This is a genomic window from Paenibacillus elgii NBRC 100335 (genome assembly GCF_004000865.1).
Classification (GTDB): Bacteria; Bacillota; Bacilli; order Paenibacillales; family NBRC-103111; genus Paenibacillus_G; species Paenibacillus_G elgii.
Genome location: NZ_BIMB01000010.1, coordinates 136454 through 162381, shown reverse-complemented (window position 1 = coordinate 162381; position 25928 = coordinate 136454). Strand labels below are relative to the sequence as shown.

Here is a 25928-nt window from a genome sequence, read left to right as displayed (position 1 = left end):
TCCTCCCAATGTTTAGTACGGCGAGGTGCCGCTGAGCCCCCGTTTCAGGTTAAATCCGGTCATTGCCCGTTCACTTCATAGCCCAGCGCATTCAGCGCCTTTTGGAGAACGGAATCGTTGTTACCGTATCCGGAATGCGTCTGCTGATGCCACGCCTCAAGCGGATGAAGCCATTCAACGCCGCGAATTTCCTCGATCTGCGCCTGCAGAGTGCCTCCGGTCGCTTCCACCAGAAAATAGTGGACCTCTTTATCGATGACCCCGCCGTTCATGGCGAATTGGTACGTGATCGTCTCTAGCGGATGCACGATGGTTCCCGTAATTCCCGTTTCTTCGAGAATTTCGCGCAGCGCCGTTTGCTCTATCGTTTCCCCGGCTTCCATCTTGCCTTTCGGCAGCGTAATTTTGCCGTACCGGTCCTGGATCATTTGCACCTGCACGTCGTTTCCGATTTTGCGAAACACCACGCCACCTGCCGAAATTTCCTTCATCGACATCACCCTTTCCTATTGGAAATCGAAAGGACTTCACCCGGCGGACACAGGCGGTCCTGCCGGCGGCTTGAATCACGGATGCCGCAGGAAAGACGCACTGCCTATCGTCGAATGAAATCCTTCGTTTTTCAGCTTATACGATCGCTTTAGCCGCTTGTCCCGGAATCGTCTCGGCCGAAGCGTCTGTGCCCGTCACTCTGGACGGCAGGTGAACGGCTCCCGCTTCGGGGGCGCGGACAAGCTGGCCGCGGCATTCGTTGACTCCGGCTTCGGTGACCTTCACCCGGCATACTTGGCCGATCCAGTCCTCGCTGCCTTCGAACACGAGCTGCAGGTAATTGTCCGAATAGCCCATGAGCAGGCCGCTTCCCGGCTGACCCTTGTAGTCCCGCTCCGGAATGACCTCCAACACTTGGCCGACAAACGTTTCCGCGTAGCTGAGCTGCATCCTTTCGGACAAATCGATCAGCTCGTGCACGCGGGCGTTTTTGATTTCCTCGTCAATCTGATCCTCCATCCGCGCGGCCGGCGTACCGGTCCGTTTGGAATACGGGAAGACGTGCATTTCCGAAAATTTCATCTGTTCCATAAACTGGTAGCCGCGGCGGAACATCTCATCCGTCTCCCCCGGGAAACCGACGATAACGTCCGTCGTAATCGCGACGCCCGGCATAATCCGGTGGATGTGCTCGATTTTGCGGGCAAATTGCTCCGTCGTATATTTCCGGCGCATCCGCTTGAGCACTTCGTCGTCTCCGGCTTGCAGCGGAATGTGCAGATGACGACACATTTTGTTCGAGGCTTGCAGCACCTCAAGCACCTCGTCCGTAATTTGGCTCGCTTCGATCGAGCTGATACGAATCCGCTTCAGGCCGTCGACCTTGTCCAGATCCCACAGCAGCTTGGCGAGGCTGTAATCTTCCATATCCTCCCCGTAGCCGCCGGTATGAATCCCCGTCAGCACGATCTCCTGATAACCGGCGTCGACGAGCATGCGGGCTTGATTCAGCACGCTTTGCGGCTCGCGGCTGCGCATAAGGCCGCGAGACCACGGAATAATGCAGAAAGTACAGAAGTTGTTACAGCCCTCCTGAATTTTCAGGAAAGCGCGCGTACGATCCGAAAAGTCCGGCACGTCCAGCTCTTCGAACGCGCGTGTTTTCATAATATTGCGCACCGCGTTGATCGGCTGACGCTCCTGCTCGAGCTGTTTCACGTAAGGCATGATTTTGTCCCGGTCCTGCGTTCCGATGACCAGATCGACGCCCGGAATCGCCATGATTTCGGCCGGCGACGTTTGCGCATAGCAGCCGGTCACCGCGACGATCGCTTCCGGGTTTCTGCGAATGGCGCGCCGAATCATCTGGCGGCTTTTTTTGTCCCCCGTATTGGTCACCGTACAGGTATTGACGACATAGACATCGGCTGTCGATTCGAAATCAACCTGCTCGTAGCCTTCCTGTTTAAACAGCTGCCAGATCGCTTCCGTATCGTAGAAGTTGACTTTGCATCCAAGCGTATGAAAAGCGACGGTTGCCATTTATTGTTCTCCCCCCATCTCTCCGGATTCGTATAAAATGCATGTGAGTCCGACCATGGCGGCCGTCTCTGTTCGTAGTATTCGTTTGCCCAAGCCGACCGCCACGCAGCCGGCCGCCTCCGCTTCGGAGACTTCACGCTCGCCGAACCCGCCCTCGGGTCCTACGATAAGCATCAGCTTGACGCGGCTTCCATCGGCCCGATTGCTTCTCTTGGAAACCGCTTCTCGTATTGCCCGGCGAAGCTGCTGCGCATCCTGCTTCTCATAGCAGATCCAGGCGGCATCCGCCTCCGAAGCCGTCCGCAGCAGCTCCTTCCAGGAGAGTACGGATTCGACTGCGGGAACTCGGTTGCGGTGCGCCTGCTCGGCCGCTTCTTTGGCAATTTTTTGCCAGCGTTCGAGCCGCTTGCCTTCCTTTTTGCTATCCAATTGAACGACCGTACGCTCCGAAACGAACGGCAAAAAACGGACCGCGCCGATTTCCGTCCCTTTTTGGATGACAAGCTCCATCTTGTCCCCTTTGGGCAGGCTTTGAGCGATCCATACGTCAACCGCCGCTTCGTTCTCCATCGGCAGACGGTCCACAATATCCGCCGTCACCTGCCGGTCCTCCAAAGAACGAATGCGCACAAGCGCCTCACGGCTTACGCCGTCGCTCACAATACACGTATCTCCCGGCTTCGCCCGCATCACGCGAATCAAATGATGCGCATCGTCTCCGGTTATCGTAACCACAGCATCCGCAAATTCGTCCGGATGAATGAAATATCGCTGCATTCCGTATCCTTCGCTTCCACAAAAATAGGTTGACCGCTTATACGAGACGTAGAAACGGTCATCCTTCATCATACACTTTTTTCGCTCCAAACGCCAGTTTCCGAAGAAAATTAACCAATATTACCGGAAGCGGCTACGCCCGGAGACCTGCCCCGAACATCAGCTTCGCCACGGAATCGAACGCTTCAAATATAGGACCCTGCAGCGCAAAGATCGGCCCCAGTGTAACGCGCCGGATCGGCGGGATGAAGAACATCAGCAAAATCGCGTAAAACAGCCATTGCTCGTAAGGCTTGATCTTCATCATGATGCGGCGTGGCAGCAAATCCTCCACAATGCGGTAGCCGTCCAGCGGAGGGAATGGAATCAAGTTGAGGATAAACAAGAAAATGTTCATCAGTACCATTCGGGTAAAAAACAGTTGAATTGCCAGGCTTACCCCTTGCGACGTTCCGGTTAATGCGCCCATACGGATCAGCGCATAGAACAGGATTAAGCTTACGAAAGCAAGCACCAAGTTGCTGAGCGGCCCGGCTAACGATACGATGATCCCCATTAGCCGGGGCTTTTTGAAATGACTGCGGTTGACCAAAACCGGCTTCGCCCACCCGATGCCGACGAGGAGAAAAAAGATCATCCCCAGCAGATCGAGGTGGACGCGCGGATTCAGTGTAAGCCGCCCCATCGACCGCGGCGTCGGATCGCCGAACCGGTCGGCAAAATAGGCGTGCGCGAATTCATGCACAGTAAAGCCGATCAACAGCACAAGGAAAACGAACGGCATTTCCTCCAGCGGATAGGCGAAAAAATTCCAGCTCATGTCGGCTCACCTACGGCTTTCTGGCAACGAGCACAACCCAATCCTGCTCCTCGGTTTGCTCGATCAATTCGAAACCGGCCGCGGTCAACGCTTCTTCCACCGCCTGCTGCTTGCTCTTGATGACGCCGGATACGATATAGCGTCCGCCCGATTCCAGCACCTCGTACACGTCCTGCACGAACAGAAGTATAATTTCGGCCAAAATGTTCGCCACAACGACCTGCACGGGCAGCTTGACGCCGAGCGCGCCGCTTCCCCCAGCTTCCGCTTTGTTCTCGTTCAGCACCTGCAGCAGGTCGCTCAGCTTTACGGTAATTTGCTGATCCAGCCCGTTCAGATGCACGTTCTCCGTCGCGCTGGATACGGCCACCGGATCGAGGTCAAGCGCCAGCACATGCTTCGCGCCCAGCTTTGCGGCCGCGATGGCCAAAATACCCGAGCCCGTGCCGACGTCGATCACGTCTTCGCCGCCTTGCACAAACCTCTCCAAAGTACGCAAGCAAAGCGATGTCGTCGCATGCGTGCCCGTCCCGAAAGCCATTCCCGGGTCCAGCTCCAGAATCAGCTCGTCCGCTTCCGGCGTATATTCTTCCCAGGTTGGTTTAATCGTCAGCCGATTCGTCACGCGCAGCGGCTTAAAGTACTGCTTCCACGCGTTCGCCCAATCCTCGTCGTCCACGTCCTTTAATTCGTAGACGGGATTCCCGGTATCGATATCGTATTCCGCAAGCTGATCGACGGATCGCTTCAGCTCCTCCAGAATCGCATCCATATCGGTTCCTTCGGCGAAGTAGCCTTTAATGACGGCCCGGCCTTCCGGAATATCGTTCAGCGGCAGCTCATACCATTGTCCGAGCGACGTATCCCGCTTTTTGTTAAGCGTCCCGGACTCCTCGATCGACACCCCGCCAGCGCCAAACTCGTGTATAAAATTCGAAATCATCTCGATTGCTTCTTCTGTCGTATGTACCGTTAATTCATGCCAACGCACCGGGTATTCCCTCCCATATTTTGCTTATGCAAGCACACGTAAATCTTAGTATACAACAATTACGGGCGCGGGTAAAACGGCATAGCCACATGCGAAAAACGGTTCCCCGCATGTCGGACATGCAAAGAACCGTTATCACTGGCTGCGAATGCCGCGTGCCGGGCTTCAGATGTTGCCGCCCGCCTCGCGAATGACCCGCATCGCTTGGTCGTAGGTCGCTTCATCCAGGACGACCGTCAGCAGAATGTCCCGGCGCGTCATGTCCTCCGGGTCCGGCGCCAGCAGCTCTCTGCTGCCGTCGGCCATCCCGCTGGCATCCACGTCGACGGCGGTCAATATCCGCGCATCCTGACTCATACCGGACCCGCCGAGCGTTAAATAGGCCAATCCCGGGAAATCGCTGTTGCTCAAAGGATTGAACGTTTCCTCCACGCCATGCCCCGGATACTCCCCGAATTGATCGATTTGAATATCGGCGGCACGCAAGGCTTTCAGCTTCGGCACACAGCTCTCCGCTTGCTGCCTGGACTGGAAATAAGCCAAGATGCTTTTTTCAGCCATGAGAATTACCCCGCTTCCCTACGCTTGCCCTTGTTGTCTCTCATCGGCATCTGCCGCACGCTCGCGCGCTGCGACGTCCGCTTGGTCCGCCAATTCGGAAGTAAATTCAACGTCTTCGTTCGTGGCGATGGGAAGCTGCCGATTCGCTTGATTAGCCTGACGTTCATTTTCACTCATGTCAGTTTCCTCCTTCACGTAATCTATACGGTTTGGATAACCACCTTTTGTATTATCCGCCAATCGGACGGAAAATATGCAAAAAAGCACCGCAGCGAAAAATCGCCGCCGTGCTTTCGTATGTTTCTTGATCTGCTTAATCGCCTAAAAAGGCTTTTTTCATCCGCTCGAAAATCGATTGATTCTGCTCGTGCGTATGCTCGCCGCTGAGCCGCGCGAATTCGCGAAGCAGTTCCCGCTGCTCGTCATTCATGTTGGTCGGCGTCACGACGACCACCTTCACGTGCTGGTCGCCTTGACCGTACCCGCGAAGCCGCGGAACGCCTTTGCCTTTCAGGCGGAAATACGTATCCGTCTGCGTACCGGCCGGAATTTTCAGCTTCACCTTCTCGGTCAGCGTCGGAATTTCAATTTCGTCCCCAAGCGCCGCTTGCGCGAACGTCAGAGGTACTTCGCAGTAGATATCGTCGCCTTCCCGCTCGAAAAATTCATGCGATTTGACGCGAATCACGACGTACAGATCTCCCGGAGGACCGCCCCGGGTCCCAGCTTCACCTTCTCCTGTCACGCGAAGCTGCGCCCCGTCGTCCACGCCTGCCGGAATGTTCAGGCTGATCGTGCGCTGCTTCTTGACTTTCCCCGAGCCATGGCACGTTCCGCACTTGTCTTTGATGATTCTTCCCTGTCCTTGACAAGCGGAGCATACCCGGCGGTTGACGATTCGCCCGAAGGCCGTATTTTGCACGACCTCTTGCTGCCCGGACCCGTGACAGACGCCGCACGTTTCAGGCTTCGTTCCCTGCTTCGCGCCGCTGCCTTGACACGTATCGCACGTTTCCGTGCGAGGAATGTGGATGTCGGTCTTTTTGCCGAATACCGCTTCCTTGAATTCGATGGTCAGCGTATATTGCAGGTCACCGCCTCGCTGCGGTGCATTCGGGTTGCGCCGCTGACCGCCGCCGAAGAACATATCGAAGATATCGCCAAAGCCGCCGAAGTCCGCACCGTTAAAGCCGCCGCCCATGCCCTGATTCGGGTCGACATGGCCGAAGCGGTCGTACTGTGCTTTCTTCTGATCGTCGCTCAGTACGTCGTACGCTTCTTTCGCTTCTTTGAACTTGGACTCGGCATCGTCCGCCTTGTTCACGTCCGGGTGGTATTGGCGGGCGAGACTGCGGTAAGCTTTCTTGATATCCTCTTGGGAAGCGTCCTTACCTACTCCAAGCACTTCATAGTAATCGCGTTTACTCATTGTTCCACTCCCACTCCCCGGGCGACAAACGGAAAGTCAAAGCCGAATGCCGGCTTTGACTTCCTGCTAACCGCAAGGGTTATTACTTCTTGTTCTCGTCGACCACTTCGTAATCCGCGTCTACCACGTTGTCTTTGCCTTTGGCTGCGCCTTGCGTGCCTTCGGCGTCTGCGCCGCCGGCCGCTTGAGCCTGTTGCGCCGCTTGCTCATACAGCTTCGTGGAAAGCTGCTGAACGACTTGCGTCAGCTCCTCGGTAGCTGCTTTGATCTCATCAAGGTCGTTGCCTTCAAGCGCTTTTTTCACTTTGTCTTTCGCCGCATTCGCTTTGTCGATTTCAGCCTGATCGACTTTGTCGCCCAGATCTTTAATCGTTTTGTCGACGGAATAGACGAGCTGATCCGCCTGGTTGCGGGCTTCAACAAGATCCTTGCGCTTGCGGTCTTCGTCGGCATTCGATTCCGCGTCTTTCATCATGCGGTCGATTTCCTCTTCAGACAAACCGCTGGAAGACGTAATCGTAATTTTTTGGCTTTTACCGGTGCCTTTATCCAATGCGCTTACGTTGACGATACCGTTGGCATCGATGTCGAACGTAACTTCGATTTGCGGCACGCCGCGCGGCGCGAGCGGGATATCGCCCAAGATGAAGCGGCCCAGTGTTTTGTTGTCGGCCGCCATCGCGCGCTCCCCTTGCAGAACGTGGATTTCCACGCTCGGCTGGTTGTCCGCGTATGTGGAGAACACCTGCGATTTCGTTGTCGGAATCGTTGTGTTGCGGTCGATCATTTTCGTAAATACGCCGCCTGCAGTTTCGATCCCCAAGGACAGCGGAGTGACGTCGAGCAGTACGACGTCTTTAACGTCGCCCGTCAGTACGCCCGCTTGCACGGCAGCGCCGAGTGCGACGACTTCGTCCGGGTTAACGCCTTTGTGCGGCTCTTTGCCCGTCAGGCGTTTAACGGCTTCTTGAACGGCTGGAATCCGCGTGGAACCGCCGACCAATACGATTTTGTCGATTTGGTTCGCGCTAAGGCCCGCATCGCTCAGAGCTTGACGGGTCGGTCCCATCGTTCTTTCCACCAGCTCGGCGGAAAGCTCTTCGAATTTGGCGCGGGTCAGGTTCATCTCCAAGTGCTGCGGCACGCCGTCCACAACCGTAATAAACGGAAGGGAGATCGTCGTCGTCAGAACGCCGGACAGCTCTTTTTTCGCTTTTTCGGCCGCGTCTTTCAGACGTTGAACCGCCGCTTTGTCTTTGCTCAAATCGATGCCTTGTTCTTTTTTGAACTCGGCCACAAGGTGGTCGATGACAACTTGGTCAAAGTCGTCGCCGCCCAGACGGTTGTCCCCACTGGTCGCTTTAACTTCGAAGAAGCCGTCGCCAAGCTCCAGAATGGACACGTCGAACGTACCGCCGCCAAGGTCGTATACGAGAATTGTCTGGTCTTCACTTTTCTCCATCCCGTACGCAAGAGCGGCTGCCGTCGGCTCGTTGACGATCCGCAGCACTTCGAGGCCCGCAATTTTACCTGCGTCCTTCGTCGCTTGACGTTGGCTGTCATTGAAATAGGCTGGAACGGTAATAACGGCTTGCGTGACCGGCTGGCCAAGGTAAGCTTCCGCATCGGCTTTCAGCTTCTGCAGAATGATCGCCGAAATTTCTTGCGGCGTGTACTCTTTGCCGTCGATTACTTCTTTGTGGTTCGTCCCCATATGACGCTTGATGGAGATGACCGTACGGTCAGGGTTCGTAATGGCTTGGCGTTTCGCCGTTTCGCCGACGACGCGCTCGCCGTCTTTCTTGAAGCCTACGACGGAAGGGGTCGTACGGTTGCCTTCCGGGTTCGGGATAACGACGGCCTCGCCGCCCTCCATAACGGCTACGCAGGAGTTGGTTGTCCCAAGGTCAATACCGATTACTTTACTCATGAGGGTTAGCCTCCTTAATTTCGCTGTGCATTGTATGGGTATACGCTTATCGCGTTCATAATTTATGCTTTATGAGCTCACTTTGACCATGGCAGGTCGGATGACTTTGTCTTTCAGCAGGTAGCCCGCTTGCACTTCTTCCACGACGATGCCTTCCTCGTACTCATCGGATTCCACCTGCATGATGGCTTGATGGTACTCGGGATTAAAAGGTTGACCGACCGCTTCCATCTTTTGCAAGCCTTCGCTTGTCAGCACTTGCTCCAGCTGGCGGAAAATCATATCGATCCCTTTCGTCAAGGCTTCGTAATCGCTGCTGCCTTTGCTGGCGGCAAGCGCCCGGTCGAAGTTATCGACCACCGGAAGCAGCTGCTCGATCAGCTTGAACGAAGCATATTTGGCGAATTCTTCTTTTTCCTTTTGCGTGCGGCGTCTGAAGTTGTCAAAATCGGCTTGCGCCCTCAAAAAACGCTGGTGATTTTCCTCCGCTTGTTTTTTGAGTTCTTCCACTTCCGGATAGACTGCCTCCTGAGCCTCCGATTGGCCGGTTGCCTGTTCCGTGTCGGCAGCGCCTTCGGCCGATGCTCCGGCGTCATATGTAGCTCCGGCTTCTTGCTCGTTGGTTTCGACGTCCGTTTCCGGGCGTCCGTTTGCTTGCTCTTTTTGTTCCGCGTTCAATTGTGTCACCTCCTTAACCGAATCGGCCGTCCGGCCTATCTATCTCTACTTATTGTAACCATCCCTTGCGGCCGGAAAACGCCCGGCATGTTTAAGCCCTACTCTTCCGTTCCCGGACGCATCTTAATGACCGTGTGAATGCGAAGCACTGCGCACGCTACCTCGCCGGCAGCCTGCAGCGCATGCAGCTTCACCTCTGCCGGGTCAACGACGCCGGCGGCCATCATATCCGCGACGCTTCCGGTATCGCAGTCGATGCCGAGCGCATCGTTGCTTGAAGCGATCTGCGCCGCCTTCACCTCTTCGACCTTCTCGAGAGGGTTGTAGCCCGCGTTCACGACGATCTGGGCCATGGGCTTGCGCAGCGCCTGCGCGACGGCGGCAATGCCGAAGCCTTCCATGCCCTGCACCGTCTCGCGGTGCCGGTCAAGCTCGTGGGCGACGGCCATTTCGGCCGCCCCGCCGCCGGGCAGGCAGCCGCCGCGAAGCGCGGCCTGCACGCTTGAAGCGGCGTCGCGGGCGATGCGCAGCCGCTCGCCGACCACCTCGCTCGTGCTGGCGCCCACGACGATGGATACTTGCGTGCGGCCTTTGCCTTCGGCCATCCGCACGCTCTCCAGCCGCTCGTCGTAAGCGACATGCCCGGCGAAGCCGAGATAGCCCGCCAGCTCCGAAGCGGGCTTGCGCAGTCCGCTGCGGCGAATCGGCCGCGCGCCGGTATATTCCGCGATGCGGCGCAGCTCCGCGCGCGGCAGACGCTGCAGCACCATGATCCCATGGTCGGTGCAGAACTGCTCCGCCTCAGGATCGACGGCCCGCTCCGAGGCCACGAAGCCGACGCGCAGCTCGACGAGCTTCTCCAAGAGGGCGCGGAATTGCTCCCGCAGTTGCGTCTGCTTATGGAAGCCCGCATCGGTCATGAGCGCTTCCTCATCGACCGTCTCTGGCTCGAACGCATCTTGAAACAGCAGCACCTGAGCCGTATCCGGCGGAAAATCAAGCTGCGCATTAGCCGGCTTTTTGTTAATCAACAGGCCCGGCCAAACTTCATTCGCTGCTTTTCCGTGCGACATCACGACGTCGGAGAAGCGGAAATGCGGCTCCCGCAGCTTCGCCGGGCCGAGACGCTTCGCCCCTTCGACGATCAGCTTGGCGAGGTCGGCGTGCTCACGCCCCGCAATGTACGCGATCCGGTACAGCAGCGGATCGCTCATTCCTTCCAGCGGGCGCGCCCGGCGGGCCAGCGACTCCAACGCCGCGCCCACGCCGTCCTGTACCCCGCGGACGACCTTCGCCACCGGTACGCCCCGCGTGACCTGCGCTACGCCTTCGGCGACCAATGCACCCGCCAGCACGGTGGCCGTCGTCGTACCGTCCCCGACCTGATGCTGTTGGGAACGGGCGACTTGAATGAGCAATCTCGCGGCGGGGTGGGTGACGTCCATCTTTTCCAAAATGGTCACGCCGTCATTCGTAATGACGACTTCCCCCTGCGTCCCGACCAGCATCGTATCGAGCCCCTTCGGTCCAAGGGTTCCTTCTACCGCCGAGCAAATGGCGCGGATCGCATTCGCGTTGTTCCGCAGCGTTGCAAACGCCTCTTCGCCTTCTTGGCCTGTCGGCTTGATTTGGCTCATTTGTACCAACGCCCCATCAACTGATTCAAATCTTTTGTCAAATGATCGAGCAGCTTGATGACTTTACCGTAATCCATCCGTGTCGGTCCGAGGATGCCGATCGTCCCTAGCAATTGCCCGTCCATCGAATACGAAGCGGTGATCAGACTACAATCGTTCACGGCTTCCAGCTTGTTCTCGCTGCCGATCCGCACTTGTATCCCGTCCGTTTCGCCGGTTCCGTCAAACAGCTGCACCAGCTTCGGTCCTTCGGCAAGCAAGTCCAGAATGCTTTTCACCTTATCGACATCCTTGAACTCGGGCTGCGTCAGCATGTTCGTCGTACCGCCAAGGAAAATCCGCTCTTCCTCCCCGCGGTCCATCACATGATCCAGCATGAGCAGCAGCTCTTCGTAACCGGAGACGTAGCTGCTCAGCTCCGAGGCGATCTCCGTGTACAGCTTCGACTTGAAATGAAGCAGCGGCACGTTCTTGAGCCGGGCATTGAGCACGTTGACGAACTTCTCGATCTCCGTCATCGGAACGCCTTCGGGAATCGTGACGGTCTTGTTCTCCACCTGTCCGGTGTTGGTCACGATAATCGCGACAGCCGTCCGCTCGTTAAGCGGAACGATCTGCAAATGCTTCATCGTCGTGCCCAGCATCTCCGGTCCCATGACGATGGACGTATAATTCGTCAGCTGGGACAAAATTTGCGCCACATGCTGGATGGTACGTTCCATCTCCTGCATTTTTTCGGCAAAAAACTGCTTAAGCATGTCGACATCCTGAACAGGAAGCTGGTTATAATGCATCAGATGATCGACATAATATCGGTAGCCCTTGTGGGAAGGAATCCGGCCAGCCGACGTGTGCGGCTGCTCCAGAAAGCCCATCTCCTCCAGGTCGGACATTTCGTTGCGGATGGTGGCGGGGCTGAATCCCACATTGCCGCGTTTGGATATGCTGCGGGAGCCGACGGGCTCTGCAGAACGGATGTAATCATCGACTATGGCGCTTAAAATATGACGTTGACGTTCGGTTAGCACACCAAGTCCCCCTTACTTTCGAGGTTTTTCGGAACAAAAGGGAATTGACTGCGTGAAAGGAACTGCAGCCTCCGGCCGCTGTTGAACTCGGGTTCTAATTGAACTTACCTGTCGGTAAGAACCCGAGTTCAAAGGCGGCACGTAGACTCTCCGGCTGCAGTTCTTTCCTCCGTCAAAAGCTTTTTACCGAAAAACAAATATATTAAAAGAAGTAAACCAAGGCATACCTTGCTCGCCTTGTTTCTAAACATTCAAACCGCGCTTTCGTTAGCACTCCGCGTTAGTGAGTGCTAAGCTAATACAAAAATAACAGACCCATAGGGTCTGTGTCAAGTCAGTCGAGCCGTTTCAGGACGGCGATTTCGTCGCAGCAATGCTGCTTTTTGCAGTGGATGCAGTCGCGCCATACTTTCTCGGGGAAGATCTCCTTCTCGACAACGGTAAAACCGTTTCTTTCGAAGAACGCCACCTCGTAGGTCAGCGCCATCACTTTCGGGATGCCCTGCTGCTTCGCTTCGTGAATCAGCGAGTTGACGAGCGCCTTGCCGATGCCTTGACCTTTGTATCCGTCCGAAACGCCGAGCGACCGGATCTCGACCAGATCCTGCCCGAGCCTTGTGAGCGAACCGCAGCCTACAAGCTGGCCGTCAATCTCCGCTACGACGAACGTATCGAGCTGCACAGACAGCGTCTCCTTGGTACGCGGGAGCATAATTCCTTTTTCAGCATAGCCTTGAATAATGTCGTATAATGTATCAATGTCCTGCGCAGTCGCTTGTCTGCAGGTCAACGTCGTCGTCATAGCGGTTCCCACCCATCGCCTAGTAGTATCTCATGTAGAAAATGATATGAATAAATATACAACAAGACGTATAAAGGATCAACCTATTTTTGACGTATTTTTTACGGCTCCCAAAAATTCGCCGAACACTTCGTTTCCGAGCAGCACGCCCCGCTCCGATAGCTTGTAGCCCCCGGCGCTCCCCTCTAGCAGTCCGAGGCTGCACTGCCGCTGGAGCACATGCCCGAACACGTCATCCAGCTCCATGCCGAACTGCTCGTTAAAATCCGCCTTGCGCACACCGCCGAGCATCCGCAGCCCAACCATCATGAAATCTTCCATCGCTTCATGAACTTCCACCGCGCTCTTCTCCAGCAGCGGCAGCCCGCTGCGCGTCGCGTCGATATAAGGCTGTACGCCTTTAATATTGACGTGCCGCTGACCATGTACGTAGCCGTGAGCACCGGCGCCAAGGCCGTAATAGCTCTGATTGCGCCAGTACATCGCATTATGCCTACTTTCGTACCCGGGTCTGGCGAAGTTGCTAATTTCATACTGGCCGTAGCCGGCCGAACGCAGCCGCTCCATAATCAACAGAAACATGCCGATTTCCTCATCCTCTTCGGGCAGCGGCAGCTGTCCGCGCTCATAGAGCGTGTGGAACAGCGTATTCTCTTCCACTTTTAAGCTGTAGATCGAGTAATGCGGCAGGTCCAGCGCGAGCGCTTCTTTCAGCGTCGCTTCCATTACCGCCTTGGTCTGCTTCGGCAGGCCGAACATCAGGTCGATGGACAAGTTCGTAAACCCGGCCTTCCGCGCGTTCTCCAAGCTTCGGTACACGTCGTCGGTATTGTGGATGCGTCCGATACCTTCAAGCAGCCCGTTGTCGAACGACTGCACTCCGAAGCTGATCCGGTTGACGCCTCCTTCTTTCATCGCTTGCAGCTTCTCCAGATCGGTTGTGCCTGGATTCGCTTCCATCGTAAATTCCAACTGTGGCGACCAGGCCGGGAAATAAGCGCGGACGCGGCGCAAAAACACTTCCATCTGCTCTGGCGTCAATACTGTCGGTGTGCCGCCCCCAACGAAGATCGTCTCGATCTCCCCCGGCGGGACCGCCTGCACCATCCGTTCCATCTCGCGCTCAAGCGCGTCCAAGTAATCCATGACGGGCTGGCCTTTCAGCACGTAGGAATTGAAATCGCAGTAGTGGCATTTGTTCGTGCAAAAAGGGATATGAATATACACCGCTTTGGGTGTCTGGGTTCGCTGCAGCATTTAGGTTCCCCCTAATGGCAAAAGCAGGCGTCCGGAACTCCGAAGCACCTGCCTGCTTTTTTCTTAGTTATCGTCGATCTTCAATACGGCCATAAACGCTTCCTGCGGCACTTCTACGCTGCCGACCTGCTTCATGCGCTTTTTGCCTTCCTTCTGCTTCTCCAGCAGCTTCCTCTTCCGCGAAATGTCGCCGCCGTAGCATTTGGCGAGGACGTTCTTGCGCATCGCCTTCACTGTCTCGCGCGCGATGACCTTCTGGCCGATCGCCGCCTGCACCGGCACCTCGAACATTTGGCGCGGAATGAGCTCCTTCAGCTTCTCGCAAATGATGCGGCCGCGGTGGAACGCCCGGTCGCGGTGTACGATGAACGAGAGCGCGTCCACCTGCTCCCCGTTCAGCAAAATGTCCATTTTCACCAGATTGGAACGCTTGTAGCCCGACAATTCATAATCGAACGAAGCGTAGCCTTTGGTGCTCGATTTCAATTGGTCGAAAAAGTCATAAACGATCTCCGACAGCGGAATATCGTAAGTGAGTGTCACGCGGGTCGTGTCGAGATATTCCATATTGATATATTCGCCGCGCTTGGTTTGGCACAGCTCCATGATGGCACCGACATAATCGTTCGGAACGATGACGGACGCCTTGACGTAAGGCTCTTCGACGAAGTCGATTTTGCCCGGCTCCGGGAACAGCGACGGGTTCTCGATGTTCAGCACGGTGCCGTTCGTCTGCGTCACGCGGAACACCACGCTCGGCGCGGTCGTAATGAGCGGAATGTTGAACTCGCGCTCGATCCGCTCCTGGATGATCTCCATGTGGAGCAGCCCCAAAAATCCGCAGCGGAAGCCGAAGCCAAGCGCCGTGGACGTCTCCGGCTCGAAGCTGAGCGATGCGTCGTTCAGCTGCAGCTTCTCCAGCGCTTCGCGCAGATCGTTGTAATCGCTCGTTTCGATCGGATACAGTCCGCAGAATACCATCGGGTTGATCTTGCGGTAACCCGGCAGCGGCTCAGGCGTCGGATTTTTAGCGTCCGTTACCGTATCCCCGACTCGGGTATCGCCGACGTTCTTGATCCCGGCAACGATGAAGCCGACATCGCCGACCTCCAACGAAGGAACCGAGCCCATGCGCGGCTTGAATGCGCCGACCTCGATGACCTCGAACGTTTTGTCCGTCGCCATGAATTTGATTTTCGAGCCCGCTTTGATCGAGCCGTCGATAACACGGACATACACGATAACACCCTTGTACGGATCGTAGTGCGAGTCGAAAATGAGCGCCTTCAGCGGGTTGTCCGGATTCCCTGTCGGTGCGGGAACCTTCTGTACGACCTGCTCGAGAATTTCTTTGATTCCGATCCCGGCTTTGGCGGAAGCGAGCACCGCATCGCTGGCGTCAAGCCCGATCACATCCTCGACTTCCTGCTTCACCCGTTCCGGCTCGGCGCTGGGGAGGTCGATTTTGTTGATGACCGGCAAAATTTCCAGATCGTTATCCAACGCCAAGTAAACGTTGGCAAGCGTCTGCGCTTCAATCCCCTGCGCCGCGTCCACGACGAGCAGCGCGCCTTCACAGGCGGCAAGACTGCGGGAAACCTCGTACGTAAAGTCGACGTGTCCCGGGGTATCGATCAAATTCAATATATATTCTTCACCGTCGTCGGCCCGGTAGCTAAGGCGAACCGCCTGCAGCTTAATCGTGATGCCCCGCTCGCGCTCCAGATCCATCTGGTCAAGCACCTGCTCCTGCATTTCACGCGACGTCAGCGCGCCGGTATATTCAAGGATGCGGTCTGCAAGCGTCGATTTCCCGTGGTCGATATGGGCGATGATACAAAAATTTCTTATTTTCTTTTGTCTGGCTTGGATATCCATCGGCAGCTTTACCCTCACTAACCTGCAAATTTACAATACTTCTAATTATAGCAGTTGTGACGGCAGGCAGCAATGGACACCCCTAAACTTCCATCTCCGTCCCCTTCCCGAAGACGGAGCTTATGGACTGATCGCTTCAAATATGGAAACGACGAAACGGATGCCGTGATACGCCGCAATCTGCAGCAGCTCTCCCGTTTTGTTCCCGACGCGGTTGATGCCCGTGTTCGCGGCTGGATCCTCCGGCATGGCCGGCTTTGCTTTAGCCTCCGCAGGTCGCTGCGCATGCGGCTTGGGCACCGGCCCCGCTCCGCTCGCTCCGGCCGGAGACGCGGCGCCCGGCTTCCCTGCAGGTGCGGAGGTATACGCGTGCTGCTTCGCCTCCGCAGCCCCGGCCTGCGGCTTGGTCAGCGGGCCGTGAATCCGCTCGGTTCCCTGCGTGGCAAGCGCGACGCCGAAAAAGATGCAGAAGGCCATCGCCAATCCTACGGCGCCGACTTTGACGAACGCATTTCCTCTCATCGCGCTTTCCTCTCTTTCTCGCCGGAGGTCCGATACCGGCCGTTACTTTTTCCCGTCTTTTCCGTCCGTAACCGGCGCATCGACCTTCTCCGCATTCAAGATTACTTCGGAAACCGCTTTGGCCAGCGCATCCACGGTACGGTAGCATTCCTCCAGGCTGTTGTCCACGCCGCCGACTTCGATCAGCACGCTGTTCGGGGAGAAGGTCTGGTTGTAGACGCCGTTGCCCTCGCCGTTTTTGGCATGAATTCCCTTGGAGAGGCCGGGATACTTCGCTTCGAGCACGCGGTCGATCTGTTCGGCGAACTGGTAGTTTTGCTTCCAATTCGGATTTTTGCCGCCGATGATAAAGTAGATTTGCGCGTAATTTTTTCCGTTGATCGTCGCCGTCGTCTTGTCACGGCGCTGCGAGTCACGGTGAATGTCGAAATAAAATTTCAAGTCTGGGTGGCCGGATACGGCCTCTTCCAACGTTTTGAACGAATATTTGTAGGAGTAGTAATAGTTGAAGCTTTTTTCGATAGCCGGATAGTTTTTATCGGAATGTACGGCGCCGATGCCTTCTTTCTCCAGCATCTGCGCCAGCCGCAGCCCGACCAGCGTTACGTTCCGTTTCGGGTCGTACGCCTTGTCCGGATCTCTAACGCCCGGCAGCTCCGGCAAATACGATTCCTGATTGTGCGATTGATAGATGAAAGCGACGTTCCTGCCGGCCATTCTCGGTCCTTCGGCCGCAGGCAGCGGGATGGCAGGACCCTGCACTTTTCCGTCGTCGACCGATCTCGCTCGGGGATTAGCCGTGATCGAGCCCGCTTCCCCCAGGTCCCCGCGCTGGAACACGTCCGACTTGGGGCCGTAGTCCTCGGGAGAATCGACAACGAAGCCGTCAGCGCCGCTCAGCAGCACGGAGCGCTCCTGCGACAGCCCGGGCACCTCCCGGGAAATGAGTGTTTTCGGATCTTTCGGATTCAGATCGGTAAACAGCGAGAACAGGAAGCCCGACACGTTCGATTGCGAAAACGTAAACGACTTGCGGTCCTCCTGCAGGCCCGGCACCTCCATCCCCATCATATCCATGAAGAAACGGCTGGATACGGATGCCGCCAGTCCCTTCATCGACGTGGAAGGGGAAGGGTTCGAGACGGTCGAATGCACATACCCCAGCAATCCGATGGCTATAAAAAACAACAGACATCCTGTCATCAGGATGGTCAACGTCTTTGAGTACATGCCGATGGCTTGTCCCATTTTCCGGTACCTGCTTAAATTGACGGTTACGGCCGGCCACTTCATGATCCATTCCTCCTTGTTCGGCTTCTGGTGCATCTTCGGCTGAGCAGGCACCCCCGGCACTTTTTGCCGCCGGGAGGTAAGTCTGCTTCTCTACTACCAACTCTATGAAGCCGCGCTAGAAGATAGAACCTGAAAATCATAGATCAAGAGTGAATTTACCGGCGTATCAAAAACGCCCGAGTCGGAGGATCATCATCCTGCCGTTCCCGGACGTTCGTTCGGCTTAATGCGTATACGCAGACACGTTGCTCGTATCGACTGCCTCATGCAGCGCAGCATTCAGCCCGCTGGCAATAATGTTGGCGATATCTTCGATGAACTGGTCGATTTCCTTCGGCGTAACGAGCAGATCGTGGCCGAGCGGGTTCAGCACTTCCTTCACCAGCTGCAGCCGCTCTTGCTCCTGCATATTGTCGAGAAGACCAAGAATATGTCCGGTATTCGCCGTCTGCTTGCGAAAATGGTTATGCATCATGTCGAACGCATTATTCACGATCGTCGACGCAAAAACGACGGTCGGCACACCGATGGCGATGACAGGCACCCCAAGCGTATCCAGCGTCAAGCCTCTGCGCTTGTTGCCAATGCCCGACCCGGGATGAATGCCCGTATCCGCGATCTGGATCGTCGTGTTGACCCGCTCGAGCGAACGGGACGCCAGCGCATCGATGGCGATGACCAGATCGGGCTTCGCCTGTTCCACGATTCCCTGCACGATCTGGCTCGTCTCGATCCCGGTCGTCCCAAGCACGCCCGGCGCCACGGAGCTGACCGGACGATAACCCGGGCTGACCTGATCCGGCATCAGCTCAAAATAATGGCGGGTCACCATAACATTTTCCACGACCATCGGTCCCAGCGCATCGGGCGTCACGTTCCAGTTGCCGAGTCCGATGATCAACACACTCGCCTTCGGCCCGATATTCAGCTTGTGCAAAAATTTCTCGAACTCCTGCGCGAATATCGTAGCTACCCGGTCCTGCAGATCGCTGTCTTTTTGACGCAGCGCCGGCACGTCCAAGGTTATATAATGCCCCGGAAGCTTCCCCACCGCCTGGGAGCCCTCCTGGGAAGTAATATCGATCACGCTGACCCGGACGCCTTCCTCCTCATACTGTGTCCGCTCGATGCCCGGTATCGTCATTCCGCCGGCCGATGCCAAATCGTGCGCCTCAAGGGCCAGATCCGTCCGCACGGAGTAAGCGCTCAAATCCAATCCCATGCTCTTGTCTCCTTTCATTCTGGCTCGCCAAGTTATTGTGTGAAAAAGCCAAATCCGTTATGCAAAAGTTTTACAGGTTCAGTCCGGCGTTTCTATTGCATTTTCATATGGCCCATGTTAGAATATTAAGAGTTGTCAACAAAACATGACCTATGTTTTTTTGCAAGTTGTGGTAGGAGGTGAACGTCATGCCAAACATTAAATCCGCGATTAAACGCGTGAAAGTAAGCGAGAAGCGCCGTCTTCGCAACGCTTCGCACAAATCCGCGCTCCGCACGGCTGTAAAAACAGCTGAAACTGCAATCGCAGGCACCAACGTGGAAACGGCTAAAGCCGCTCTGATCGCTGCCAGCAAAAAGTTGGACAAAGCAGTGACCAAAGGATTAATCCATAAAAATGCCGCTGCCCGCAAAAAGTCCCGTCTCGCGAAAAGACTTAATGCTCTTTCCGCTCAATCGTAAGGTACTTAAGCGGCGTTGCAGCAGGTACGAGGCTTTGTCTCTACCCGTTGTCAACAACATACATGCGATAAAGAAAGACCTTCAGGCCATTCGTCCTGTCGGTCTTTTTTATTTACATGAAGGAGATCGTATGAAGAAGGTTCTCATCATTGGCATTGTAGCCAGCGGAAAGACAACTTTGGCCAAGCGGTTGTCCAAAAAAATGAATATTCCATGGTATGAGCTGGATGGTATCGTTCATCCTCAGACACCGGACGGACGGTATAAACGTACAGCGGATGAGCAAGTCGAGGTTATTATGGATATCGATAAAAGCGGTGCTTGGATATTCGAAGGAACGGACCGGGAATCGTATCAATGTTTGTTTGATATGGCGGACACCATTATTTTTCTCGATACACCGCTATGGAAACGCAGAATCCGAATATTTACCCGGTTTCTTAAGCAACAACTGGGGATTGAAAAGTGCCATTATCAATCGGATCTTGCAATGTTAAAGATGATGTATAAATGGACGCGGGATTTTGAAAGCAACAGAGCAAACTTCGAATCCAAGCTGCCGTCATATCAACACAAAGTTATTCGATTACACGATAATAAGGACTTGAGCTTTGTAAAGTAAACACAACAAGAGCATGACCACCCCTTCCCGGAACGATCATGCTCTTTTCTTGTATCCTTAGGACGCCAGTCGAAGCAAAAACATTTCCAAGCCCAGCACCTTGTCGATTTTCCCGCTCTTCATCCGGTAATCGAGATCCGCAAGCTGCCGCAAAATGTCCGCCAGCTGCTTCAATTCGAACTTGTTCGCCTGACCGGCCGCCACCTTCACGCCATAGGAATGCAGCCCGAGTTGGCTGGCGATTTGCTGCTGCGAATAGCCCTGCTGCATCAAATCCTTCACTTGGAACATAATGCGGAACTGCCGGGCGATCAGCATCACGATTTTGATCGGCTCCTCCTTGCGGCGGATGAGCTCGCCTAGCATCGTAAACGCCTGATCCAGCTTGACCTGAACGATATGCTCGATCAGCAGGAAGATGTTCTGCTCGATGCTTCTCGTGACAAGCTGCTCCAAATCTTCGGCTTGCAGCGTTCCGCCCTGACCGACGTAACGGGCGCATTTCTCCACTTCTTTTACAAGAGCCTGAAGGCTGGTGCCCGTGTACAAAATAAACTGCTCCGCGACCCCGGGACCGAACGAAAAACCGGCTTTTCCCGCTTCCTGATTAACCCATCCCGTCAGTTCGTCCGCCGACAGCATGGCGCATGGGACAAGCGCATCGGCCTCCTTCAGCGCCTTGACGATCTTTTTGCGCTCGTCCAGCTTGTCTGCCTCGACCGTGAAGACGATGATGGAAAAATCCGTCGGGGCCTTCAAATAATCCGCAAGCCGTTCGAGCGAATGCTCCACTTTGCCGCTTTCCTTGGCGCCTGTCAGAAACAGCGCATTCGTCGCGACGACCAGCTTGCTCGGCACCATAAAAGGCAGCGTCTCGGCCTCCTCGATAACGACATCGACCGGCGTTTCCGTCAGATCGTACCGCGATACGGCAAACGCTTTATGCTCCGGCTCGATCAGCTTGTCGGTCAAGCGGGCGATCAGCTCCTGAATCAGATAGCTTTCTGCCCCGTAGGCTATGTATACGGGCTTAAACTGCCCCTTGCTGATGTGCTTCATCGCCGTTTTGTAATCCATCGTGCCGCCCACCGTTCCTTCCCGCTCTGCTTACGTCCTTCATGATACCAACAACAAAGGGATTACGTCAAAGCCCTAAGGCCCGACCTAATCCCTTTGCCCGAAACGCATCTATATAAACACCCGCCGGGCAGGCTCTAGAAACCGGCCCGCAGATGGTCATACGACGTGAATCGTCTTCCGTCTTAATCTATTGTATATATACGTGAATGTACGCCGCGGGGTGCAACAGTTCTCTTTACCAATATGTTAAACTTTGATGAATTTGTTGAAACCCGGCTTTCGGTTACGGCTTGCTCGGTTTGACTTCCGATTCGTTCTTGGCTTTGAGATCGATGACGAACGTCTTGGACTGTTCGGCCATGTTGACCCGGTATGTCAATTTCCCGTCGCCGGACCATTCCACAAGCTCGATGCGATCCGCGCCTTTCCAATTGTAGCCGGACGCATACAGCTCCTTGCCGTCTTTATCAAAAATAACAATTTTATCTTCCCGGACCGATGCCTTATACTTCCCGTCCGAGGAGGCAAGCTCATGAGCTGCGGGCTTCGAGTCTGGTTTCGCGGCAATGCCCATATGCGAGCCGCCTTGAGCAGAGCCTTCCAGCGGCGGCTGATTGTCCAGCGCTTCGGCACCGCCCATATCGGAGGTGGCCGCTTCTTCCGAAGGGTCGGATGGCCCCATGACGTTGAAGCCCTTGGCTTGCTCGCCGGTGCCGTTCTTCGGCGCTACCGTCTGTTGACCGCCACGGTCCCCGGACGGAATCCCTTTTTCCTGTTCCGGAGGAGAAACGGGCTGCTGAGAAGGCACCGCTGCATTATCGGTTCTCTCTGCCGGAGCCTTCGGCAGCTTCTCCTGAACGGGCTGTTCCGGTTCCGCCGTCTTGTTCCCGCCTCCAGACGTCTGCTGCCGGGGTACGGCAGTCTGGTTCCGGTCCGCATCCGCTGCATCGGAGCTTTTCGATTGGACGGCAGCTTCTTTGTTGGCGTCGCCGCTTCCTGCCGACGAAGTTTGGGGCTTGTGCTGCTCGGACGCCGCTTTGTTATCGGAGCCGCCTGCGGGAAGAGACTTATCCGCCTTGCCCCCCGCCTGCGCCGTCGGCTGGTTTTTCGCCGCATCGGTCGCTTGACTGGCCGCAGCATTTTCCACTTTCTTATCCGTCATCGAGAGCAGCAATCTTCCCGCATCCCCATCGGGTTTGGACTGGTGCTGGAACAGGAAAAATCCGATGACGAGCCCGGCCGCTACGACGCCGCCGAACACGGGGAAAGAAATCCATTCCCGCATATTTTTGCGCCAGCTTCCCCAGGTCGGTCGTTCGTCCGCCGGAGCGGCGGCCTTAGCCCGCAGCGCTTCCGTCTCGCGCTCTATTTTGTCGGAAGCGGCGTAAGCGGCATCCGGTAAGACTCCCGCCGCCTCAAGCTGCTCCAGCTTCGGCAATATGGCATCGACTAAGCTAAATGGCGGCGTTACCTTGGGCAAGCTCTCCAGCTCGTTCGATAAATTAACAAGACGTTCGAACAATTCCGTGCACTCCGGACACTGCTGCATATGCTGAAGCATCCGGTCGTACTCCGTTTCATCGAGATCCCGGTCCAGGTATCTCTGCATCAGTTCGATCACCTCTTGACACATCATCCCCGTACACTACCTTTCCGTAACGATTCGTATATCCTCTTCATGCTGCGCCGCTCACCCTCGAACCGCGTCGCCGCTTGGCTTTTTGTACTCCCTCAGGATGGTTTGGAGCTGTTGTCTTGCCCGGAACAAATAAGATTTCACCGTGTTGATCGGCAAGTCGAGCGATTCCGCTATTTCATTGTAGGAAAAATCCTGCAAGTATCGAAGCACCACGACGGACCGATGGTGCTCGGGGAGCTTGTCGATTGCATCTCGGATGTCCTGAGCGATATACGTAGACATCACTTCGTCTTCCACCGTTTTATGGTCGGTAAAGCTCAAATCGTGCTGCTCGATCGAAACCGTAGGCTTGGCCCGGCGGAATTTATCGATGCACAAGTTGGTCACGATGCGCTGCACCCACGTTTTAAACTGAGCCTTTTCTTCGTAGGAGTTAATCTTTGTATAGATTCGAATTAACGCTTCCTGAGCGGCATCCATCGCATCCTGCTCATTGTTCAAAATGTAATAAGCGGTACGGTAGACGTGATTTTCAATTTCGCGCAATAGGGTAATTTGAGCGTCGCGATCGCCCGACTGGGCAGCCTTGATAACTTCAGGCGCTACCACTGGGATCCCCCTCTCTTGCAACCTTATAAACGAGTGCGTCGGGCAAAATGTTGCACCCGGAACACAACTCTATCAGCATATCAAATTTTGACTTCGAGGTATATAGAATTTCTCAAGCTTGAACAGCCGATTCATGTCGTTCAATTATACGTGTACGAGGTTTTTTTGTTTCGCAGCAAAAAAGATCGGATTCCCCGCGGCTCCCGGCTGACGATACCCGTTAAGGCTCGTCCTGGAGATTCGCTTGGAATCCGATGATGAGTTCAAGTATAAAGCAAACGTATTGCTTCCGGTCTATGTCACCGTTTGGCAGCCGATGTTCGGGCCGTCTTGCTGTAAGCGTCCTTTCGTCCCGCAGGAAAGATCGTAGCGAGCGCCCCGGCGCATACGATCGAGGCTGCGCCGATTAATGCCCCTTGGTAGTGCCCGCTGCCCGACACCATCCAGCCTGCGGCAATCGGACCGATCATCTGCCCGGTGCCGTAAACGGCGGTGAGTACGCCGACGAATCTTCCGGAATCGGCCGGCATCCGCTGCCGCGTCCACGAAATGGTCAGCGTCGTGATGCCCATGAACGTCAAGCCGAACAGCACGGCTCCCAGCAGCACGCCCGGCCATACCGGATAAATGACGGGAAGCGCGATCCCGGCCGCTTGGAGTACCAAGGCCGCAAATAAAGCCGGCCTGCTGCCAATCCGGCCCGCGAGGAGGGACCACAGCCAGCAGGAAGGAATGGCCGTTGCGCCGGCCAAAATCCAGCTCCACGCTGAAAAAGACTGCATTGCCGGAAGCTGCTGCACGTAAGCGACCAGAAACGTACCGGTCACGATGTAGCCGAGCCCTTCCAGTGCGTAAACGATCAACAGCCGTATTTTGAAGCTTGTCAGCGAGCTGCGGTCCTCGGGAACGGATGAAACGGCGCGGGCCCCCGCAGCCACTGAATCCGCTGGTTCCCGAAGCTTTGTCCACGCCAGCGCCAGCAAAACGGCGCATATCAGCGCCATGCCAAGCCACGTGCCGCGCCAGCCGTACTGCGCATGCAGCCAAGGGACCGCAAAGCCGGTCGCGGTTATGCCGAAGCCGACGCCGCTGTAAAAGAGCCCCACCGCATGATGAGGCTTCGATAGCCCTGCCAAGCCGTCCATAACCAATCCGGACACGTAGACGAAGATTACGGCGCTTGCGAAGCCGGAGACGAAGCGCAGCGCCAGCCATAGCGCATAGCTGTCCGCGATCCCCATCCATGCCGTCGTTGCCACGCTGACGACAAGCGCCAGCTTCAACCGGCTCAATCTGCTCTCCTTTCGAGCCTTCAAAGCAGTCATAATCGCTCCGGCCAAATAACCCGCATAATTCGACGACGCCAGCACGCCTGCGCCCGCCTCGGAGAATAGCTGCTGCTTCAGCATAAATGGAAGAATCGGCGTATAAGCGAACCGCCCGACTCCCATTGCGATAAAAAGAGAAGCGATTCCCCCGCCGACCAATACTAGCGAACGCTTTTTTTGCTCGTTCATCCCGATCCCCCCGCTGTCTCGTTCAACAAAACGTTATTGACTTGTTTATCGTAGACGCAATTTGATATCATGTAAATTAAATAATTTAGATAATATGTATCGCTTTTTCATATACCAAAGGAGGCACCGATCATGCCGCTGGATACCGCAGCTCTTCAAGTTTTTCAAGCCGCCGCGCGGAGCGGCAGCGTCTCCAAGGCCGCGCAGCTGCTAAACTACGCACAATCCAACGTCACCACGAAAATCAAGCAGCTCGAAAAAGAGCTTGGCGCCCCGCTCTTTTACCGGCATAATCGGGGCATTACGCTGACTTCTGCCGGCAAAACGCTGCTTGAGTACGCCGACAAGGCGCTGCGTTTATTGGAAGAGGCGCGCAAAGCAGTTCAAGATGCGTCGACGCCGACCGGGCCGTTGTCGATCGGGTCGATGGAAACGACCGCCGCCGTGCGGCTGCCCCACCTGCTGGCAGACTTTCACCGGATGTGCCCAGAGGTCGATTTGTCTTTCGTAACAGGACCGTCGCAGCAATTGATTCAGGCGGTGCTCGATTACAGCCTGGACGGAGCGTTTGTCATGGGCCCCGTAGAACATCCGGAGCTGCTGCAGGATTCCGTCTTCGAGGAAGAGCTTGTCCTTGTCACGGACGCATTGCATCCGCATCTTGATTTTCCTAAGGAATTGACGGGCCGTACCGTTCTCGTGTTTCGTTCCGGCTGCTCCTACCGGGCCAAGCTGCTTGGCTGGCTTCAAGAGGAAGGCGTCATGCCCGTCAAAGTTATGGAGTTCGGCACCTTGGAAACGATTATCGGCTGCGTTGCCGCCGGACTTGGCGTCTCGCTGCTTCCCGAATCGATCGTGTGTAGCAAAACCAAGGAAAGCCTCGTCCGATCCTTTCCGATCCCGGAACGATACGGACGGGTTCAAACGGTATTTATCCGCCGGAAAGACGCCTATTTGACGCAAGCCTACAAGGTGTTTCTCCATGAGATCAAACACCGCTTCTTTGTGCCGCACGGCCCCGGTCAGCCATCATAATTTGAGATGACGGGTATCTGCTATTGCGATTTTACTTGATGAAACGTATTGCTTATGATGAGAACATAGCAGGTTTGGATATGCCGTCATAGTTTGGAAGGAGTGC

At 55.7% G+C, this 25928-nt stretch carries 25 protein-coding genes; 3 read left to right on the top strand and 22 right to left on the bottom strand.

Annotated elements, in window-relative coordinates; all coding sequences use genetic code 11:
• Positions 1 to 59: 59 nt before the first annotated feature.
• The 18 genes from PEL01S_RS10545 to gpr all read right to left on the bottom strand — a co-directional run bounded on the left by PEL01S_RS10545 (position 60) and on the right by gpr (position 18859).
• Positions 60 to 491: an NUDIX hydrolase gene (locus PEL01S_RS10545; RefSeq protein WP_063184802.1), complete on the bottom strand. Its 432-nt coding sequence runs from the start codon at positions 489 to 491 to the stop codon at positions 60 to 62.
• A 136-nt stretch (positions 492 to 627) separates the two neighbouring features.
• Positions 628 to 2034 (bottom strand): tRNA (N(6)-L-threonylcarbamoyladenosine(37)-C(2))-methylthiotransferase MtaB, encoded by a 1407-nt coding sequence (gene mtaB / locus PEL01S_RS10540; RefSeq protein ID WP_127460260.1) that lies wholly within the window; start codon positions 2032 to 2034, stop codon positions 628 to 630.
• Complete coding sequence (locus tag PEL01S_RS10535; RefSeq protein ID WP_063184801.1) at positions 2035 to 2811, bottom strand: 16S rRNA (uracil(1498)-N(3))-methyltransferase; 777 nt, start codon at positions 2809 to 2811, stop codon at positions 2035 to 2037.
• A gap of 133 nt (positions 2812 to 2944) precedes the next feature.
• Positions 2945 to 3631: a site-2 protease family protein gene (locus PEL01S_RS10530; protein WP_010495629.1), complete on the bottom strand. Its 687-nt coding sequence runs from the start codon at positions 3629 to 3631 to the stop codon at positions 2945 to 2947.
• Positions 3632 to 3641: 10 nt separating this feature from the next.
• Positions 3642 to 4622, bottom strand: coding sequence for a 50S ribosomal protein L11 methyltransferase (prmA, locus tag PEL01S_RS10525; protein ID WP_127460259.1), 981 nt, complete (start codon positions 4620 to 4622; stop codon positions 3642 to 3644).
• Positions 4623 to 4787: 165 nt separating this feature from the next.
• Entirely contained in the window at positions 4788 to 5183 is a 396-nt protein-coding gene (locus PEL01S_RS10520) for a hypothetical protein (RefSeq protein ID WP_063184784.1), read from the bottom strand.
• A gap of 18 nt (positions 5184 to 5201) precedes the next feature.
• Positions 5202 to 5360 (bottom strand): YfhD family protein, encoded by a 159-nt coding sequence (locus PEL01S_RS10515; protein WP_010495626.1) that lies wholly within the window; start codon positions 5358 to 5360, stop codon positions 5202 to 5204.
• A 136-nt stretch (positions 5361 to 5496) separates the two neighbouring features.
• Positions 5497 to 6612, bottom strand: coding sequence for a molecular chaperone DnaJ (dnaJ, locus tag PEL01S_RS10510; RefSeq protein ID WP_127460258.1), 1116 nt, complete (start codon positions 6610 to 6612; stop codon positions 5497 to 5499).
• A gap of 82 nt (positions 6613 to 6694) precedes the next feature.
• The gene (gene dnaK / locus PEL01S_RS10505) at positions 6695 to 8542 is read right to left on the bottom strand and encodes a molecular chaperone DnaK (RefSeq protein ID WP_127460257.1); all 1848 of its coding nucleotides are present in this window, start codon (positions 8540 to 8542) and stop codon (positions 6695 to 6697) included.
• A gap of 69 nt (positions 8543 to 8611) precedes the next feature.
• Complete coding sequence (gene grpE, locus PEL01S_RS10500; RefSeq protein WP_063184782.1) at positions 8612 to 9220, bottom strand: nucleotide exchange factor GrpE; 609 nt, start codon at positions 9218 to 9220, stop codon at positions 8612 to 8614.
• A gap of 98 nt (positions 9221 to 9318) precedes the next feature.
• The gene (locus tag PEL01S_RS10495; RefSeq protein ID WP_127460256.1) at positions 9319 to 10857 is read right to left on the bottom strand and encodes a TCP-1/cpn60 chaperonin family protein; all 1539 of its coding nucleotides are present in this window, start codon (positions 10855 to 10857) and stop codon (positions 9319 to 9321) included.
• Positions 10854 to 11885 (bottom strand): heat-inducible transcriptional repressor HrcA, encoded by a 1032-nt coding sequence (gene hrcA, locus PEL01S_RS10490; protein ID WP_127460255.1) that lies wholly within the window; start codon positions 11883 to 11885, stop codon positions 10854 to 10856. Before hrcA ends, PEL01S_RS10495 begins: the two co-directional genes overlap by 4 nt.
• A 334-nt stretch (positions 11886 to 12219) precedes the next feature.
• The gene (locus tag PEL01S_RS10485; RefSeq protein ID WP_127460254.1) at positions 12220 to 12687 is read right to left on the bottom strand and encodes an N-acetyltransferase; all 468 of its coding nucleotides are present in this window, start codon (positions 12685 to 12687) and stop codon (positions 12220 to 12222) included.
• Between the two features lie 78 nt (positions 12688 to 12765).
• On the bottom strand, positions 12766 to 13944 hold the full coding sequence (gene hemW, locus PEL01S_RS10480) for a radical SAM family heme chaperone HemW (RefSeq protein WP_127460253.1): 1179 nt from the start codon (positions 13942 to 13944) through the stop codon (positions 12766 to 12768).
• A gap of 63 nt (positions 13945 to 14007) precedes the next feature.
• Entirely contained in the window at positions 14008 to 15822 is a 1815-nt protein-coding gene (gene lepA / locus PEL01S_RS10475; RefSeq protein ID WP_127460252.1) for a translation elongation factor 4, read from the bottom strand.
• A gap of 120 nt (positions 15823 to 15942) precedes the next feature.
• Positions 15943 to 16344 carry a hypothetical protein gene (locus PEL01S_RS10470; protein WP_127460251.1) on the bottom strand — a complete coding sequence of 134 codons (402 nt, stop codon included), beginning with the start codon at positions 16342 to 16344 and terminating at the stop codon, positions 15943 to 15945.
• 42 nt (positions 16345 to 16386) lie between these two features.
• Positions 16387 to 17637 carry a stage II sporulation protein P gene (gene spoIIP / locus PEL01S_RS10465; protein WP_164824267.1) on the bottom strand — a complete coding sequence of 417 codons (1251 nt, stop codon included), beginning with the start codon at positions 17635 to 17637 and terminating at the stop codon, positions 16387 to 16389.
• Positions 17638 to 17860: 223 nt separating this feature from the next.
• Positions 17861 to 18859, bottom strand: a complete 999-nt coding sequence (gpr, locus tag PEL01S_RS10460; protein ID WP_127460250.1) for a GPR endopeptidase — start codon at positions 18857 to 18859, stop codon at positions 17861 to 17863.
• Between the two features lie 188 nt (positions 18860 to 19047).
• On the opposite strand from gpr, the gene rpsT reads away from it, so the two are divergent.
• A complete protein-coding gene (gene rpsT, locus PEL01S_RS10455; RefSeq protein ID WP_010495603.1) occupies positions 19048 to 19320 on the top strand; it encodes a 30S ribosomal protein S20 in 273 nt (90 codons plus the stop codon).
• 34 nt (positions 19321 to 19354) lie between these two features.
• Positions 19355 to 19942 carry a P-loop NTPase family protein gene (locus tag PEL01S_RS10450; RefSeq protein ID WP_255320095.1) on the top strand — a complete coding sequence of 196 codons (588 nt, stop codon included), beginning with the start codon at positions 19355 to 19357 and terminating at the stop codon, positions 19940 to 19942.
• Between the two features lie 57 nt (positions 19943 to 19999).
• Here PEL01S_RS10450 and holA read toward each other — a convergent pair whose 3' ends face one another.
• From holA to PEL01S_RS10430, 4 genes are all read right to left on the bottom strand, one after another.
• On the bottom strand, positions 20000 to 21019 hold the full coding sequence (gene holA, locus PEL01S_RS10445) for a DNA polymerase III subunit delta (RefSeq protein ID WP_127460248.1): 1020 nt from the start codon (positions 21017 to 21019) through the stop codon (positions 20000 to 20002).
• A 286-nt stretch (positions 21020 to 21305) separates the two neighbouring features.
• Positions 21306 to 22658, bottom strand: coding sequence for a zf-HC2 domain-containing protein (locus PEL01S_RS10440; RefSeq protein WP_127460247.1), 1353 nt, complete (start codon positions 22656 to 22658; stop codon positions 21306 to 21308).
• A gap of 54 nt (positions 22659 to 22712) precedes the next feature.
• Positions 22713 to 23270 (bottom strand): RNA polymerase sigma factor, encoded by a 558-nt coding sequence (locus PEL01S_RS10435; protein ID WP_010495597.1) that lies wholly within the window; start codon positions 23268 to 23270, stop codon positions 22713 to 22715.
• A 299-nt stretch (positions 23271 to 23569) separates the two neighbouring features.
• Positions 23570 to 24787: a YbfB/YjiJ family MFS transporter gene (locus tag PEL01S_RS10430; RefSeq protein WP_127460246.1), complete on the bottom strand. Its 1218-nt coding sequence runs from the start codon at positions 24785 to 24787 to the stop codon at positions 23570 to 23572.
• A 132-nt stretch (positions 24788 to 24919) separates the two neighbouring features.
• Here PEL01S_RS10430 and PEL01S_RS10425 point away from each other — a divergent pair, with 132 nt between their 5' ends.
• Positions 24920 to 25822, top strand: a complete 903-nt coding sequence (locus PEL01S_RS10425; RefSeq protein ID WP_307722003.1) for a LysR family transcriptional regulator — start codon at positions 24920 to 24922, stop codon at positions 25820 to 25822.
• Positions 25823 to 25928: the final 106 nt, after the last annotated feature.

Excerpts from the sequence above, each read along its gene's own strand:
- PEL01S_RS10440 (WP_127460247.1), bottom strand. The coding sequence starts at position 22,658 with ATGATGTGTCAAGAGGTGATCGAACTGATGCAGAGATACCTGGACCGG.
- hemW (WP_127460253.1), bottom strand. The coding sequence starts at position 13,944 with ATGCTGCAGCGAACCCAGACACCCAAAGCGGTGTATATTCATATCCCT.
- PEL01S_RS10470 (WP_127460251.1), bottom strand. The coding sequence starts at position 16,344 with ATGAGAGGAAATGCGTTCGTCAAAGTCGGCGCCGTAGGATTGGCGATG.
- holA (WP_127460248.1), bottom strand. The coding sequence starts at position 21,019 with ATGGATTACAAAACGGCGATGAAGCACATCAGCAAGGGGCAGTTTAAG.
- PEL01S_RS10430 (WP_127460246.1), bottom strand. The coding sequence starts at position 24,787 with ATGAACGAGCAAAAAAAGCGTTCGCTAGTATTGGTCGGCGGGGGAATC.
- lepA (WP_127460252.1), bottom strand. The coding sequence starts at position 15,822 with ATGGATATCCAAGCCAGACAAAAGAAAATAAGAAATTTTTGTATCATC.
- PEL01S_RS10495 (WP_127460256.1), bottom strand. The coding sequence starts at position 10,857 with ATGAGCCAAATCAAGCCGACAGGCCAAGAAGGCGAAGAGGCGTTTGCA.
- gpr (WP_127460250.1), bottom strand. The coding sequence starts at position 18,859 with ATGGGATTGGATTTGAGCGCTTACTCCGTGCGGACGGATCTGGCCCTT.
- PEL01S_RS10545 (WP_063184802.1), bottom strand. The coding sequence starts at position 491 with ATGAAGGAAATTTCGGCAGGTGGCGTGGTGTTTCGCAAAATCGGAAAC.
- PEL01S_RS10485 (WP_127460254.1), bottom strand. The coding sequence starts at position 12,687 with ATGACGACGACGTTGACCTGCAGACAAGCGACTGCGCAGGACATTGAT.
- spoIIP (WP_164824267.1), bottom strand. The coding sequence starts at position 17,637 with ATGAAGTGGCCGGCCGTAACCGTCAATTTAAGCAGGTACCGGAAAATG.
- PEL01S_RS10515 (WP_010495626.1), bottom strand. The coding sequence starts at position 5,360 with ATGAGTGAAAATGAACGTCAGGCTAATCAAGCGAATCGGCAGCTTCCC.
- PEL01S_RS10530 (WP_010495629.1), bottom strand. The coding sequence starts at position 3,631 with ATGAGCTGGAATTTTTTCGCCTATCCGCTGGAGGAAATGCCGTTCGTT.
- dnaK (WP_127460257.1), bottom strand. The coding sequence starts at position 8,542 with ATGAGTAAAGTAATCGGTATTGACCTTGGGACAACCAACTCCTGCGTA.
- PEL01S_RS10425 (WP_307722003.1), top strand. The coding sequence starts at position 24,920 with ATGCCGCTGGATACCGCAGCTCTTCAAGTTTTTCAAGCCGCCGCGCGG.
- PEL01S_RS10520 (WP_063184784.1), bottom strand. The coding sequence starts at position 5,183 with ATGGCTGAAAAAAGCATCTTGGCTTATTTCCAGTCCAGGCAGCAAGCG.
- mtaB (WP_127460260.1), bottom strand. The coding sequence starts at position 2,034 with ATGGCAACCGTCGCTTTTCATACGCTTGGATGCAAAGTCAACTTCTAC.
- PEL01S_RS10535 (WP_063184801.1), bottom strand. The coding sequence starts at position 2,811 with ATGCAGCGATATTTCATTCATCCGGACGAATTTGCGGATGCTGTGGTT.
- rpsT (WP_010495603.1), top strand. The coding sequence starts at position 19,048 with ATGCCAAACATTAAATCCGCGATTAAACGCGTGAAAGTAAGCGAGAAG.
- dnaJ (WP_127460258.1), bottom strand. The coding sequence starts at position 6,612 with ATGAGTAAACGCGATTACTATGAAGTGCTTGGAGTAGGTAAGGACGCT.